The sequence below is a fragment of the Emticicia soli genome (assembly GCF_037860775.1).
In the GTDB taxonomy this organism is placed as follows: Bacteria; Bacteroidota; Bacteroidia; order Cytophagales; family Spirosomataceae; genus Emticicia; species Emticicia soli.
In genome coordinates this window covers 77,631-92,569 of record NZ_JBBEWC010000013.1, presented here as the reverse complement: position 1 = coordinate 92,569, position 14,939 = coordinate 77,631, and the positions used below count along the sequence as shown (strand labels likewise).

General features: G+C 39.2%; 19 protein-coding genes. 2 read left to right on the top strand and 17 right to left on the bottom strand.

Going from position 1 to position 14,939, the window contains the following annotated elements:
• Nucleotides 1-30: 30 nt before the first annotated feature.
• The 16 genes from rplF to rplC all read right to left on the bottom strand — a co-directional run bounded on the left by rplF (nt 31) and on the right by rplC (nt 8,435).
• Nucleotides 31-591, bottom strand: coding sequence for a 50S ribosomal protein L6 (gene rplF, locus WAE64_RS20115; RefSeq protein WP_340239545.1), 561 nt, complete (start codon nt 589-591; stop codon nt 31-33).
• Nucleotides 592-728: 137 nt separating this feature from the next.
• Nucleotides 729-1,130 (bottom strand): 30S ribosomal protein S8, encoded by a 402-nt coding sequence (gene rpsH / locus WAE64_RS20110; RefSeq protein WP_207220027.1) that lies wholly within the window; start codon nt 1,128-1,130, stop codon nt 729-731.
• 194 nt (nt 1,131-1,324) lie between these two features.
• Nucleotides 1,325-1,594, bottom strand: coding sequence for a 30S ribosomal protein S14 (gene rpsN, locus WAE64_RS20105; RefSeq protein WP_181841314.1), 270 nt, complete (start codon nt 1,592-1,594; stop codon nt 1,325-1,327).
• Nucleotides 1,595-1,623: 29 nt separating this feature from the next.
• Nucleotides 1,624-2,172 carry a 50S ribosomal protein L5 gene (gene rplE, locus WAE64_RS20100; RefSeq protein WP_340239542.1) on the bottom strand — a complete coding sequence of 183 codons (549 nt, stop codon included), beginning with the start codon at nt 2,170-2,172 and terminating at the stop codon, nt 1,624-1,626.
• A 78-nt stretch (nt 2,173-2,250) separates the two neighbouring features.
• Complete coding sequence (gene rplX / locus WAE64_RS20095) at nt 2,251-2,589, bottom strand: 50S ribosomal protein L24 (protein WP_340239541.1); 339 nt, start codon at nt 2,587-2,589, stop codon at nt 2,251-2,253.
• 103 nt (nt 2,590-2,692) lie between these two features.
• Entirely contained in the window at nt 2,693-3,061 is a 369-nt protein-coding gene (gene rplN / locus WAE64_RS20090) for a 50S ribosomal protein L14 (protein WP_116982343.1), read from the bottom strand.
• A 51-nt stretch (nt 3,062-3,112) separates the two neighbouring features.
• Entirely contained in the window at nt 3,113-3,367 is a 255-nt protein-coding gene (rpsQ, locus tag WAE64_RS20085) for a 30S ribosomal protein S17 (RefSeq protein WP_015027363.1), read from the bottom strand.
• Between the two features lie 41 nt (nt 3,368-3,408).
• Nucleotides 3,409-3,591 (bottom strand): 50S ribosomal protein L29, encoded by a 183-nt coding sequence (rpmC, locus tag WAE64_RS20080; protein WP_253533536.1) that lies wholly within the window; start codon nt 3,589-3,591, stop codon nt 3,409-3,411.
• Nucleotides 3,592-3,666: 75 nt separating this feature from the next.
• Nucleotides 3,667-4,095 carry a 50S ribosomal protein L16 gene (gene rplP / locus WAE64_RS20075; RefSeq protein WP_340239537.1) on the bottom strand — a complete coding sequence of 143 codons (429 nt, stop codon included), beginning with the start codon at nt 4,093-4,095 and terminating at the stop codon, nt 3,667-3,669.
• A gap of 101 nt (nt 4,096-4,196) precedes the next feature.
• Nucleotides 4,197-5,081, bottom strand: coding sequence for a 30S ribosomal protein S3 (gene rpsC / locus WAE64_RS20070; protein ID WP_340239535.1), 885 nt, complete (start codon nt 5,079-5,081; stop codon nt 4,197-4,199).
• A gap of 84 nt (nt 5,082-5,165) precedes the next feature.
• On the bottom strand, nt 5,166-5,510 hold the full coding sequence (gene rplV, locus WAE64_RS20065) for a 50S ribosomal protein L22 (RefSeq protein WP_340239532.1): 345 nt from the start codon (nt 5,508-5,510) through the stop codon (nt 5,166-5,168).
• A 20-nt stretch (nt 5,511-5,530) separates the two neighbouring features.
• On the bottom strand, nt 5,531-5,809 hold the full coding sequence (gene rpsS / locus WAE64_RS20060) for a 30S ribosomal protein S19 (protein WP_116982338.1): 279 nt from the start codon (nt 5,807-5,809) through the stop codon (nt 5,531-5,533).
• Between the two features lie 28 nt (nt 5,810-5,837).
• The gene (gene rplB, locus WAE64_RS20055; RefSeq protein ID WP_340239530.1) at nt 5,838-6,662 is read right to left on the bottom strand and encodes a 50S ribosomal protein L2; all 825 of its coding nucleotides are present in this window, start codon (nt 6,660-6,662) and stop codon (nt 5,838-5,840) included.
• An 84-nt stretch (nt 6,663-6,746) separates the two neighbouring features.
• Nucleotides 6,747-7,034 (bottom strand): 50S ribosomal protein L23, encoded by a 288-nt coding sequence (gene rplW, locus WAE64_RS20050; RefSeq protein WP_340239528.1) that lies wholly within the window; start codon nt 7,032-7,034, stop codon nt 6,747-6,749.
• Between the two features lie 35 nt (nt 7,035-7,069).
• Complete coding sequence (gene rplD, locus WAE64_RS20045; protein ID WP_340239526.1) at nt 7,070-7,696, bottom strand: 50S ribosomal protein L4; 627 nt, start codon at nt 7,694-7,696, stop codon at nt 7,070-7,072.
• 118 nt (nt 7,697-7,814) lie between these two features.
• A complete protein-coding gene (gene rplC, locus WAE64_RS20040; protein ID WP_340239523.1) occupies nt 7,815-8,435 on the bottom strand; it encodes a 50S ribosomal protein L3 in 621 nt (206 codons plus the stop codon).
• Between the two features lie 652 nt (nt 8,436-9,087).
• Between rplC and WAE64_RS20035 the strand changes: the two genes are divergently transcribed.
• Entirely contained in the window at nt 9,088-9,981 is an 894-nt protein-coding gene (locus WAE64_RS20035; RefSeq protein WP_340239521.1) for a thioredoxin family protein, read from the top strand.
• Between the two features lie 135 nt (nt 9,982-10,116).
• Complete coding sequence (locus WAE64_RS20030; RefSeq protein WP_340239519.1) at nt 10,117-11,607, top strand: TlpA family protein disulfide reductase; 1,491 nt, start codon at nt 10,117-10,119, stop codon at nt 11,605-11,607.
• Between the two features lie 522 nt (nt 11,608-12,129).
• Here WAE64_RS20030 and WAE64_RS20025 read toward each other — a convergent pair.
• Nucleotides 12,130-14,847, bottom strand: coding sequence for a hypothetical protein (locus WAE64_RS20025; protein ID WP_340239518.1), 2,718 nt, complete (start codon nt 14,845-14,847; stop codon nt 12,130-12,132).
• Nucleotides 14,848-14,939: the final 92 nt, after the last annotated feature.

The window sequence follows — 14,939 nt, the reverse complement described above, 5'->3', positions numbered from 1 at the left end:
AACGAATTTCGTAGTCTGTATGTCTAATGATTATTTCTTCTTACCTGAGGTTTTACCAGCCTTGCGACGAACAACTTCACCTGCAAAACGAATACCTTTACCTTTGTAAGGCTCAACTTTACGTAACCCTTTGATTTTAGAAGCTACAAGACCAATCAATTGTTTGTCGGTACCTTCAAGTGTTACGGTTGGGTTTTTACCTTTTTCCATTGTAGTTGTTACTTTCAACTCTTCAGGAACTACAAAGTAAACATTGTGAGAGAAGCCTAAGCTTAAGTCTAATACGTTTCCGTTGTTAGCTGCTTTATAACCTACCCCTACAATTTCCATCGTTGTTTTGTAACCTGTGCTTACACCAATAACCATGTTATTGATTAAAGAACGATACAAACCGTGTAATGCTTTGTGACGTTTTTGTTCGGTTGGTCTTTCAACTTTCAATTCGTTGTCTTCAACACCTACTTTGATATCTGAATCAACTTTTTGAGTGAGTGTTCCTTTCGGGCCTTTTACAGTTACGATGTTTTGCTCATCAACTGTGATACTTACTCCGCTCGGAAGAGCAACTGGCTTTTTACCAATTCTTGACATTTTGTTCTTTTAAGTTTAAGGCTTCATGACACTTTCGCTGAGAAGCGAGTTATCAAGAGCGGTCAACAATTTATTTAATTGTGTTGCAGAGATACCGCAACGAGAGATTTTTATATATTAACAGGTCAAAAAACCTATTAATATATATAGCACAATACTTCACCACCTACTTTTAACGAGCGGGCTTCTTTGTCTGTCATTACACCTTTAGAGGTAGAAACGATAGCAATACCTAATCCGTTTAAAACACGTGGAATTTCAGTTGTACCTGCGTATTTACGTAGACCTGGTTTAGAAACACGTTTCAATTCTACGATTGCCGATTGTTTCGTAACTGGATTGTACTTTAACGCAATTTTGATAACACCCTGTGGAGCTGTTTCCTCAAATTTATAGCTTTGAATAAAACCTTTATCGTACAGTACTTGTGTAATCGCTTTTTTGATGTTCGAAGCAGGAATTTCTACCACTCTGTGACGCGCCTTGATGGCATTTCTTATTCTGGTAAGGAAGTCTGCTATTGGATCCGTTGTAATCATTTTGCTGTTTAATTTTGGATACCTAAGCCAACATTAAGCAGTATCGCGAGCGCGACTTTCTTAATTGGGCTGCAAAATTAGAAAATATTTTTAATAAAAAGTATAGTTATAAGCAAATATTATTTAGCAGAACTCAAAGATTCTTCAATAAAGACTATTTAATCAAAGAATCCTCCTAAATAATATCACCTATCTTACCAAGATGCTTTAGTAACACCCGGAATCAAACCTTTACCTGCCATTTCGCGGAAAGTAACACGGTTGATACCGAATTTACGCATATATCCTCTTGGGCGACCTGTCAATTTACAACGGTTATGTAATCTAACCGGAGAAGCATTGCGAGGTAATTTGTCCAATCCGATATAATCGTTGGCTTCTTTCAAAGCGGCACGTTTAGCTGCATATCTTGCTACTGTAGCCTCTTTTTTTCTATCTCTTGCTTTTATTGATTCTTTTGCCATTGTATGACTTTTTTAAACCTCTGTTAAGATTATTTTTTGCTGCTAGCAAATGGAAGACCCATTGCTTTTAATAATTCGTAAGCTTCTGCATCTGTTGGTGCCGATGTTACGAAAGTTATATCCATACCCTGAATTTTAGAGATTTTATCAATCGAAATCTCAGGGAAAATTATTTGCTCTTTAATACCAAAGGTATAGTTTCCGCGTCCGTCAAAACCTTTATCGCTGATACCTTTGAAGTCTCTCACACGTGGAAGTGCAATAGCAGTCAAACGATCAAGGAACTCGTACATTTTCTCACCACGAAGTGTTACTTTTACACCGATTGGCATATTTTCACGAAGTTTGAAGTTCGAAACGGCTTTCTTTGAAAGTGTTGCTACGGCCTTCTGACCAGTGATAGTTGTAATTTCTTCTAAACTGCTATCGATTAGCTTTTTGTCGCCTGTTGCAGCACCCACACCACGGTTTACCACAATTTTTTGTAACACAGGAACCTGCATTACTGATTTATAACCAAACTTCTCTTTCAAAGCCGGTACTACTTCTTCTGTATATTTTGCTCTTAAACGTGCCATTTTTTTGAATCGCTTTTTACGAGGATTTCCGACCCTCAGTATAAGTCAGGCTTTGCAGCCCGACAACAATTTGATACCTTATATAAACTTACCGGTTTCTTTAGAGAAACGCTGCAATTTGCCTTTATCGTTTTCTTTACGACCAGTACGTGTTGCAGCACCTGTTGCAGGGTCTACCAACATTACGTTACTGATGTGAATCGGACCTGCAAACTCACGGATTTCACCTTGAGGATTTTGTGCCGATGGTTTCACATGTTTTTTCTGAATGTTTACACCTTCAACAACTACACGTTGTTTCTCAGCGTTAATTTCAGTTATTTTACCACGTTTGCCTTTCGAATTACCTGCAATCACCTCAACTGTGTCGCCTGTGCGTACATGAAGTTTCTGTTGCTTATTGAATTTTCTTTCCATTACTTTTAAATTTGAAAATTTGAATAGTTAAGCATCGGACAAAGCTGCGATGCAACTTTATCTCAATGGCGGGCCAGACTTTAGCTAGCTTACCGCTTTCAAATTAAAGAACTTCAGGAGCCAAAGAAACGATTTTCATGAATTGTTTCTCACGTAATTCACGTGCAACAGGTCCGAAAATACGAGTACCACGTGGCTCGTCTTGGTTGTTTAATAATACTACTGCGTTGTCTTCAAAACGTATGTATGAACCATCTTTGCGACGAACCTCTTTCGTGGTTCTTACTACGACAGCCTTAGATACTGTTCCTTTCTTCATATTAGAAGAAGATAGGGCCGATTTTACGGATACGACAACTTTGTCACCAATAGAAGCATAACGTTTGCCTGTACCGCCCAATACACGGATTACAAGCACTTCTTTTGCTCCACTATTATCGGCAACACCTGCTCTTGATTCTTGCTGTAACATTGTCTTAATTTGTTGGCTATTAGCTATAGGCTAACAGCTATTAGCTTTAAATTACTTCGCTTTTTCTACGATTTCTACTAATCTCCAATTTTTATTCTTGCTCAATGGGCGAGTCTCCTGAATCTTAACGGTATCACCGATACCAGCTTCATTGTTCTCGTCATGGAACATGAATTTCTTGGTTTTGAGCATGAACTTTCCGTATTTCGGGTGTTTCAGTTTACGAACTACAGCTACAACTCCAGACTTATCCATCTTGTTGCTAACTACTGTTCCGATACGCTCTTTTCTAAGATTTCTTTCCATTGTTCTTGTCTTAATGTCCTGTTGAACAGGGTATTTAAATATTAACGGGCATTCAATTCTGTCAACATTTGAGCAATCAATCTACGAGATTGACGAATACGCATCGGATTTTCGATAGGCGTGATAGCATGAGCAAACTTCAATTTATTGATTCTGTCTTTTTCAACAGAGATGTTTTGCTGCAACTGCTCAACTGACAATGCTTGGATTTCTGACTTTTTCATTTTGTTATTGAATGAATGAATGAGTAAAAAATAAAGGTCTCATTCAGGTTACTTCATAAGGTGTTTGCCTTATGATTATTCTGCATCTTCCTGATAATCTCTACGTACAACAAATTTTGTTTGTACTGGCAATTTTTGTGCTGCCAAACGAAGAGCTTCAGTAGCAACTGCCAATGGCACACCTGTTGCTTCGAAAAGAATAGTACCTGGTTTTACGCTAGCTACCCAATACTCTGGGGCACCTTTACCTTTACCCATACGTACTTCGAGTGGCTTTTTAGTGATAGGTTTATCAGGGAAGATACGAATCCACACCTGACCTTCACGTTTCATTGCACGGGTAACCCCGATACGAGCTGCCTCAATCTGACGAGCAGTGATTCGACCCGGCTCTAAAGATTTGATAGCGAATGTTCCGAATGCAATCTCGTGTCCGCGTGTTGCGAGACCCTTGATTCTGCCTTTTTGCTGCTTACGGAATTTGGTTCTTCTTGGTTGTAACATGACGCTATTATATTTTCAGCACTGTTGTGCTTTGTTTCAGGTTTCAAAAATTCTTAGTTTCAGGTATGAACTCTTAGTTAAGAAACCTGAAACCCGGAAAATTATCTTCTATTATTATTACCTCTATTATTGTTATTACCACCGCCACGGTTATTGTTATTTCCGCCACGATTATTCGGACCACGATTATTACGGTTGTCTCCACCTCTGTTATCACCACGTCCACCGCCTCTGTTGTCGTCACGTCCGCCGCCTCTGCGATCATCACGTCCGCCACCTCTTCTTTCGTCGCGTCCACCACCTTCATTGCCTCTTTCGTTGCCTTGAGATTGTGCACCACCAGCAGGGGTCAAATCGCGCTTACCAAATACTTCGCCTTTGAATACCCATACTTTGATACCGATTTTACCGTATACTGTAAGGGCTTCTGATACTGCATAATCAATATCAGCACGAAGTGTATGAAGCGGGATACGCCCTTCTTTATACATTTCATTACGTGCCATCTCAGCTCCAGCCAGACGACCACCTAATTTCACTTTAATACCTTGTGCACCAACACGAACAGCTGCTTGAATAGCTTGTTTCATGGCACGACGGTAAGAGATACGCGCCTCTAATTGTTGCGCAATTGATTCACCGATCAATTTTGCATCTAACTCAGGGCGTTTGATTTCGTAGATGTTGATTTGAACGTCTTTGCCGGTCAATTTTTTCAACTCTTCTTTAATCTTATCTACTTCGTTACCACCTTTTCCGATTACAACACCTGGGCGGGCTGTATGGATAGTTAGGGTGATACGTTTTAAGGTACGCTCGATAACTACTTTCGATATCGCTCCTTTTGGAATACGTGCTGCAACGTATTTACGGATTTCTTGGTCTTCGACAAGTTTTTCAGCAAATGTTTTGCCTCCATACCAGTTAGATTCCCATCCTCTGATATATCCAAGTCTAAGACTGACAGGATTTACTTTTTGTCCCATTTTGTATTATTTCTTGATTGTACGACTTCGACGTCGTTGTAATTTTATGCGATACGAGTAGTATATCGTTCGCGCATTAATTATTTAAACTGCACTATCAACTACAACAGTAAGGTGATGCGAACGTTTACGAACTCTGTAAGCACGACCTTGTGGTGCCGGTCTTAAACGTTTGATCATACGACCACCATCAACGAAAATTGATTTCACAATTAATTCTGCGTCTTCAATTTTCTGGTCTTCGTTTTTTTGTTGCCAGTTGGCAACCGCTGATAACAAGACCTTCTTGATAACAGGTGATGCGTGTTGCGGTTGGAAACTTAAAATTCCCAAGGCATAACTTACCTTTTTACCTCTGATTAGGTCTGCAACCAGTCTTGCCTTACGTGGCGAGGTAGGATAATCACTTAATTTTGCTACTGCTTCCATTTTTTACAAATGTACAATTATTATCTTTTTCCTTTATCTTTCTTTGCAATGTGTCCACGGAAGTTACGCGTTGGAGAGAACTCACCCAATTTGTGACCTACCATGTTATCAGTTACATAAACCGGAATAAATTTATTACCGTTATGTACTGCGAAAGTATGTCCAATGAAATCCGGAGAGATCATTGAGCGACGCGACCATGTTTTGATGACTGATTTTTTGCCAGAGTTGTTCATGTCAACAACTTTCTTGTCAAGGCGGTAATCAATATATGGTCCTTTTTTTAATGAGCGTGCCATAAATACTTATCTATATTCTTTATTTTGATTATTTACTTCTTCTTGAAACGATTAGCTTAGTCGACGGCTTAGTTTTGTCACGCGTTTTCTTGCCTTTAGCTAATAAGCCATTGCGTGAACGTGGGTGACCTCCTGAAGCACGACCTTCACCACCACCCATCGGGTGATCTACTGGGTTCATAGCTACACCTCTTACACGTGGACGAACACCTAACCAACGTTTACGACCTGCTTTACCGTAAGTTACGTTCATGTGGTCTGCGTTTGATACTGTACCTACTGTAGCAACACAAGTAGCCAATACCATTCTCATCTCACCTGAAGGCATTTTCAAGGTTACATATTTACCGTCTTTCGCCAACACTTGAGCGTAAGTTCCTGCGCTACGTGCCATTTGAGCACCTTTACCAGGATGTAACTCAATAGCGTGAACAATTGTACCAAGCGGCATGCTTCCTAATGGAAGAGAGTTACCGATTTCAGGAGCAACTGTTTTACCTGCGATGATTACCTGACCTACTTTCAAGCCTTGTGGGGCAATGATATAAGCCTTTTCGCCGTCAGTATATTGCACCAAAGCAATACGTGCTGAGCGGTTTGGATCGTACTCGATAGTTTTTACTTCAGCCGAAACATCTACTTTGCTTCTTTTGAAATCGATGATACGATATCTACGTTTGTGGCCACCACCGATGTAACGTGCAGTACGGTGTCCTTCGTTATTACGACCACCGGTTTTCTTGATCGTAGTTGTCAGGCTTTTTTCTGGTTTACTTGCAGTAATCTCAGAAAAATCTGGAGCTACACGATGACGTTGACCCGGGGTGATTGGTTTTAATTTCTTGATACCCATTTTTACTTAATCTTTTGCAGCCATTAAAGGCTATACTTGAAATTTAATGATGGAACGACTTGTGATCTCTCACAGAATCTATTCTTATAAATTTTCGTAGAAATCAATCATTTCACCTTCTTTCAGGGTTACAACTGCTTTCTTGAAAGTAGAAGTAATACCAGAAGATGCTCTGCTACGAGTCATTCTTGATTTCTTTTTACCGATTTGACGAATGGTGTTTACGTCAGTAACTGAAACGCCATACATCTTTTCGACAGCTTTTGCGATCTCGATTTTGTTCGCATCTTTCGCTACCTCAAACACAAATTTACCTTTTGCGGTACCTTTTTGAGTTTTCTCGGTGATGATTGGTCTTTTAAGTACACTCATTTTCTTAATTTATTAGCAAAACTGCGTTGCAGCTTTTAGTTCAATATTGATTCTATTTTCGACAAAGCACCTTCGCTAATGATCAATTTATCAGCATTGATTAAGTCATAAGTACTTACTTCGTCTGCACTCAAAACTTTCGTTTTAGGAATGTTACGAGCTGATAAATACACATTGGTATTGTAGTCAGGCAAAATGAAAAGCGTTTTGCTTCCTGTCAATGACAATGCACCAAGAAATGCTAAGTAAGATTTTGTTTTTGGAGCGTCGAAAGTGAAATCTTCAATAACTGAGATGTTATTTTCTTTAGCTCTTGCAGAAAGAACAGATTTACGAGCTAATACTTTTACTTTCTTATTCAATTTGAAATCGTAATCACGTGGAACTGGCCCGAATACACGACCACCACCTACGAAAGTTGGAGCTTTGGTTGAACCGTGACGAGCACCGCCTGAACCTTTTTGACGAACAATTTTCTTTGTTGAACGTGCAATTTCAGCTCTTTGTTTTGCTTTGTGCGTACCTTGACGCTGATTTGCCAAGTAGTGTTTTACATCTAAGTAAACCACGTGTTCGTTTGGCTCGATTCCGAAAATAGCGTCAGACAAAGTTGCCTTACGACCTAATTCTTTTCCGTCTTTACTTAATACTGATAATTCCATTGTATCTACTGTATTTTTTCGATGTCGTTCAGTTTCGACCTAAACGCTCCCCGCCCTAAAGGGAGCTTTTTAAAACATGTACTCTAAACACTCCCCTTTAGGGGCTGGGGGTGTTTTTTTATTTATGTAAAGTAATGTATGAGTTTTTAGCTCCCGGAATTGAACCGCTGATAACGATTAAATTTTGATCCGATATTACTTTTAATACTTTAAGGTTTTGGATTGTTGTACGAGTGTTACCCATACGACCAGCCATACGAAGACCTTTGAATACTCTTGATGGGAACGAACACGCACCGATTGAACCAGGGTGACGTCCGCGGTTATGCTGACCGTGGGTTTGACCACCAACACCACCAAATCCGTGGCGTTTTACAACCCCTTGGAAACCACGACCTTTTGAGTTTCCGCTTGCATCTAAGAAATCACCTTCTGCAAAAACATCTTCAATACGAATAGTATCGCCAAGGCTGTATTCTTTTTCAAACTCTTTGAACTCAATCAATTTACGCTTAGGCGTTGTGCCTGCTTTTTTGAAATGACCTACCAACGGGCGGCTAGTGTTTTTTTCTTTTTTCTCGCCGTAACCTAATTGGATAGCTTTGTAGCCATCTTTATCTTCAGTACGAACCTGAGTAACAACACAAGGACCTGCTTCTATCAAAGTACATGGTACTGCTTGACCTTCTGCGTTGAAGATAGTTGTCATTCCAACTTTCTTTCCGATAATTCCAGACATGGTATTTTACGCTTTATTTTGCTATTATAACCTATTTTGATTCTTTTTCTGCCAAATCACAATTCGGCATCTAAACGGGGGTGCAAAATTCCGAAAAAAAGTGCACTAATACAAACGTCGGTCAATAAATTATTTACTATTCCCAGAGGTTGACAACCCGTCAACTTGTTCATTACACTGCAAACCGCTGTGGGATACCCCGTTTCGGTAAGGTCAAAACTAAATAAGGTGCAGGACGATTCCTTGTTACCTTGCAGTGATTCCTGTAAAATTCATAGCTTTCGGAGACTGTTCTGAATTGTTTTACGAAACTTGTTCGTAGATATGCTTACAGTCAAAGTTAAATTGGTTTCCCGAATGATTCGAGACTTCATTTAACCAAATGAGAAGTACTCCGTTTTCAATTGAGGTGCAAAGGTATGTTTTTTTTTGATTACTACAATAAATAATCAAAAAGATTTTTTAATTATTTTTCTCGTTATCAGTTGGTTAGCCAAATTTCTGTCTATATTTCGCTCCCCAACATTTTCAAGGCACTGCTTTGGGCAATATACCCATTAACAAACATTCACAAATCGTTAGGAAATTCTTAACAACTGCCTATACGTTAAGCTACTAATTTTGAGGCTCATTCAAGATTTTATACGCATTTATGAAAAAGCATTACACTTTGTTTATTGTATGCTTGAGTTTTGCCACTTTTGCGCAAAACTCAAGCCCTTTTATTAACCAAGAAGCCTTCGATTCACGTGGTAACACCATGCTGCTTGGCCCCTGTTCTAAGGTGGCTTTCATGCGTTTCCCTTATAATCAGTGGTATGATAAGTTCTATAACAATTATCAGGTAGATAGCACCATTACCCAATCTTTTAAAGAGAAGACAGCCGATATTGAGATACTCACCTTTGCCGCAACCTGGTGTGGAGATACCCAGCAGAACCTACCCCGTTTTATGAAAGTGGCAGAAAAGGCCGGCCTTTCTAACGCAAAACTAAAGTTCGTGATGGTCGATAACGCGCAGGAACGCTATAAACAAAGCCCTACACATGAAGAAACAGGCTGGAACATATTCAGGGTACCTACTTTTATTATTCTTAAAAACGGCCTTGAAATCGGCCGAATAATCGAGCGACCTGTTGAGTCTCTAGAAAAAGACCTGTCAAAAATCATCAGACAAGAGCCCTACGCCTCAGCCTATCAGGCACAAAACAAAGTAGCGCAAATTGTAGAAACCCATCAGGCCAAGCAATTACCCAACGAACTCCAGAAAATCAGTGCTGAAATAAAGCCTCTACTCCGCAACTCAAGCGAACTCAATGCCTATGGCTACGTACTACTAGCCCAAAAGCGTTACCAACAAGCCATTGCCGTATTGGCGCTTAACACAAACGTATATCCACAAGAGGCTAATACTTTCGACAGCCTGGCCGAAGCCTATCTGATAAGTGGCGATAAAAAGAAAGCCCTTTATTATTATGAAAAGGCTTTGCAGCTAGACGCAAATCTGACGAGTGCGAAGGAGAAAATTGGGGAGTTGAGGAAGTAAATTCATATAAGTGCACACAGGGTTTTACAAGAATTAAGATTTTTTAAGAAATAGAGCCATAATAAGCGTTTTCTGAATACGTTAGAAAAGAAAACCGTAGAATAAAACCTCTATTTCTTTTAAACTGTGCCTATTATGAAATCACTCTTTATCCTTTTGTTGTGTTCTATTTTATTTACTCAATCTTTTGCGCAAAAGACAAGTATTACAGGTAAACTTCCTGGCTTTAGCTATGGTCTTGTAACCCTAAGCAGACCAACAAAAAGTTTGATGTATGATACTCCGAATATTGCTGTTCTTAAAACAAACATTGATAAAACCGGAGCCTTCTCTTTCAATCTGGAATCTATCGACAATGAATTAGTTATTTTAAAAATCAGCGATAGCACCGGCAATAAAACCTTTCTTAAACAATTCTTCTATATCCGGAAAGGTTATAATCTGACTTTAACTGAGGGAAACCAAACGGAGATAATTATCACCGGCAATGGGGCTGACGATAATCATCTTAAAGGCATTGAAACCTTCTATAATGTAGGAGAAGCAAAGCAAGATTCAGTACCTGATAGAATATACAGCGCTATTAACAACTTTTATAGTCGTGATAAAGCAGTTTTAGATTCTATTTCAAAAATCTATCATCTTTCTGCTAACTGCAAAGAAGCCTTGCAATATCATCTGAAATATGCCCGATTATCGTCGTTTTATAATGAATACGGTAACCTCAGGATTAACATGAGAGACGAAGTGGCTAGAAATAAACAAAGCTGGGAAAACACGTTTAAGGCACTACAAAACGAAGTAGAACTGTCTGATGAAAAAGCCTTGGTAGCACCTTCTTATCATGAATACCTTAAAACATTTCTTGATAGAAGATATGAAGATGCGATAGACGACTTTTATGACAGACCTTCTGATTTTTATAGAGAATGGTTTGCAAATGATAGTATTGCAGCTGAATCTATTATGAAAAAAGATGCAATGAATCAGTTGAAACAAAAACTCATAGAAAAGCACTTTACGGCTAAAGTTAAAGAACAGATGTATGCATTATTACTTGATTTAATGGTTGAAAGGCAATTGTTTGCCAATGTAGAATCTATATTTAACGACTTTAAGCACCAATTTCCTAAAAGTGAATTTAGCATCTATTTCGAAAAGCCATTTGCCGATGCTATTGCACGATATAAAAACCAGTTGACAGATAAGATGGTGTTTGTAGATAGTCTTGAGAACTGGGATAATATCTTAACTCACTTTAAAGGCAAAACTATATTTCTTGATATGTGGGGCACCTGGTGCGCTCCTTGCCGACAGGATATAAATCAGCATTCTGCTGCATTAAAGAAGTACTTTGAAAACAAAGGTCTTACATTCCTGTACATAACCAATCATGATACAGACCAAGAAAAGTGGAAACAACTGATTGCCTTTTATAATCTGGAGGGAAGTCACATTTTTGCCTCTCGAAATTTATCACAAGAGATTATGAAAAACATAAAAGGTACGGGCTACCCTACTTATGCTATTATTGATAGATATGGTAAAGTTGAATTATCAAGAACCCAATCGCCTATGCAAAGAGAAGCGCTGATACAACAAATAGAAGAAGTGCTTAGGAGATAGCTTTTGTACCAAAGAATTTTTGGAAAAGACCCCAAACCAACTGTGAAGCTATTGTGTACCCACAAATGTGCGTCGAGTAAATTCTCGTCCTTTGATTCGGATTCAAGAAATGAGCGTTCTTTTGTAGAGACGACATGCTGGCGTCTCCAAGGGTCTATAAACCTCAAAAAATCATATTTGAGAGACCAACCTAATAGATAAATCTTTAATTTTTACAGGCCCTTGGAGACGCCAGCATGTCGTCTCTACGAATCGGTCTGATTTATTTAAAGAACGCTTATTTCTGGAACCTTAATAATTGGGTGTCTAATATAACAAAGGAAATTTATTCACCGAAGTGCGATGATTCAATATTAATAGCTAATACCTGTGTTCCCTTAATGATTAGTTCCACAAAATAAGCGTTCTTTTCTATATTGCTTGAACTCTAATTAGCTAGAGAATAAATAACAACCTCAAAGATGGCTTTAGTCAAAACCTTGTCTGCGCCTTTGTCTACAGGCTTAAAAAAATCATTAATACCTACTTCAACTTCACCGTCCAAACCTCAAATCTGGTTTTATTAGTATTATAGATAAATAGCTTATTGTATGCCTCTGAATACGAAACTGCCGGTAGAGCCGTAGCGGCCAAAGGCTTATCGCCTAGCATTCTGCCTTTTAAATCGAACAAGGTGTTATTCTTTCCATCAAAAATCCCGACGAAGCGCAAATCGTTACCTAAATCGAAATAACGCAATTGAGATTTCATAAAATTGGTGCTTCCTATTTCTAAAACCGCGTTCCCTTGTTTGTTCAGTATAATCAACGAAGTAGGCGTTCGGCGGGCAATGAGCCAGTCTTTATGATTCTGGTCGAAAATCACTTCAAAAACCGTTGCCTTGTCAGGTCGTTCCAACTGAATATTCGCTCTGTCAAGCGAATTACCATTCATGTCTACTTTCTTTATCTCTCCTGTTTCTGAAATGAGCGTAATAATTGAGTTTTTCCCCTGCCCCTCTTCTATCACCATCTCTACCGGACGAGCCGTCAGCGGCACTTTCGGGAAACCCTTCAAAAACGGTCCCTGCTCATAAATCACATTGAGTGTCCCATCTTTTTGCAGAATAGCCAGATAGGTATTGTTCTTGTATTTTACCGGCTGAATGCGCATAATATCAGTCAGCAACATTGGTATTTTCACCTTGCTGATGTTCTGCGTTTCTTCATTAATTACATAGACATTTCCGCCATCGTCGGCTACATATATCTTTGTTTCGCTGGCAGCTACTGCTCTTATTGAACCACTAAAATCAATATCGGCATAGTTGGCAACTAGTCCGGTCTGATTTTCGCGGGTAAAAAACAAAAGTTTATCGGCAGTTGTAGCCAGATAATGCAAAGTGCCATTCTGGAAATAATCGGTCGGTAGCAGATACGCACTCGTAAGCGGTTGGCTCAGTGGTATTGTATTTACTTCCTTAGCCGCATTGCTCAACAATACCGCTTGATGGTCGGCGCGTTGTAGCAAAATCTCTTCTGATGTATTATACGCATTTTTAATAATAAAAGGCTTGCCCACAAAAGCGGCATTAGCACTAAGGCTATCCTGTAAAAAGAATCGGTTAACCAATACTTCTTTTTGCGTTTGCGGAATCTTCTCAATGAGCAGTTTTGTGCCAAAAGTATTATTGATTACAAAGTTTTCAACGGCCACAAAACGTATGGCTTTAGCCCTTTGCTCGTGCTTGATAGTACTGCTGCGCCATTTTTGCGGCAAGGAATAATAGAGGTTATTCCAGATTCGTTGTGGACTGATAATAGCCGTAACCTGCGCCTGCGGACGAAGTTTTTTAACGAAATCGGTATAAATGTTAGATTTCGCCCAGGTTTGGCCAAAGTTCAGGTTATTGAGGTACTCACGCATGGCATCATCATCACTCGCCAGAATCATGTAGTCGCCTATTTGCGTATAATAGCAATCAGCAAAACCTCTGAAAATAGAGCCAAAAAGTAAAGCCGGCAACTGGCTTATCTGAATCTTACGTACGTAGTTGTTCAGATAACTAAAAGGCTGAGGCTTAAAATAAGAAGATAGTTTTTCGGCGTTATCGGCCAAATCATCAAACATATTCAAGGCATCGGCAGGATCTTCGGTTTTAATGAGCAGTATTTTCTTCGAAGGTTCATCTGACGAGGTTTCCATTTCGCACAACACAACCTCATTTTTTAAGATTGAATACAGGCTCGGGATATTGATATTCAGAAAACGATTAAGGCTATCTCGCTCAGCCAGAAGCGCCTGTTCGTTGCCTCTGAAATAATTATTAAAATCTTGTGCAAGCTTATTTTTGTTTTTAAAACTTATACGGAATGTAATGGCCGTGTTTTCGGGTATCAGGTCGGTACAGGTAAAAGGCTGTGGCATTTGCTGACTAAAAATACCTAAAAACGGAATGGTGTTTGTACCTTTTGAATAAATATAGGCCGACACCGTATTCGGGATTTTGGGCTTCTCAAAAACAATATCGGGGTTTCGAGGGGCTATATTCCCAAAAAACTCTATCAGGTTTGGAGAAAGCTGAGAGGGCAGAATATCGGCCACATCTTGCAGATTACGGCTCTTGAAATAGATATGCGCTATTCCCCGGCGACTTTCTTTAAACGGAAAACCCTCGGTCGCTCCGCCTGATTTAATACGATTAACCACTTCTTCAAGTAAAACCTTTGAGCCACTACAAATCAAGAAATCGTCATGAATCAGAAAGTTAAACATCAATAAGTTGTTGGCCGTATAAAGCTCATCTATTCGGGTGCCTTTGTAAGTGCGCCCATATACTTTACGCTTGCTAGGGTCAGGTTTTGTGAGCTGATTCAAGAACTCGGCAGCCCCAAAAGTACCCATCGGAATATAAATAATATACTCAAGATTCTTTTTGGTTTCACGATGCAGCGAATAAGTGATGCGCTTGCGACGCAAAAACTTTTCGGCAACCTCGTTTTCATCAACACTTTGTACTATTTTCTTTAAAGGTTGAAGTGCATCGTAGAAAAACGGAATATCGGCCAATTGTGTAGAGTCAAAGCCTTGCTTATTAAAGAGAGAACGTTGAATTTGCGAACTTTCGACCACTAAAAATGCGTTGTCAGGAATATAATTCCAGGCATCTCTTTTAGGTGCAAACCAAATGCGGTAGGCCATGTATATCGCAACCAATGTCAAAAAGGCATTGATATACCACAGGTACTTAGTTTTTATCATAAGAAAGCAACGTAATTCTGTTATAAGGGGTCAACAGCCTAAGCGTGTGTTTAAAAATTATTTATATCCCGGTCGGAATATCAAAATTTAAA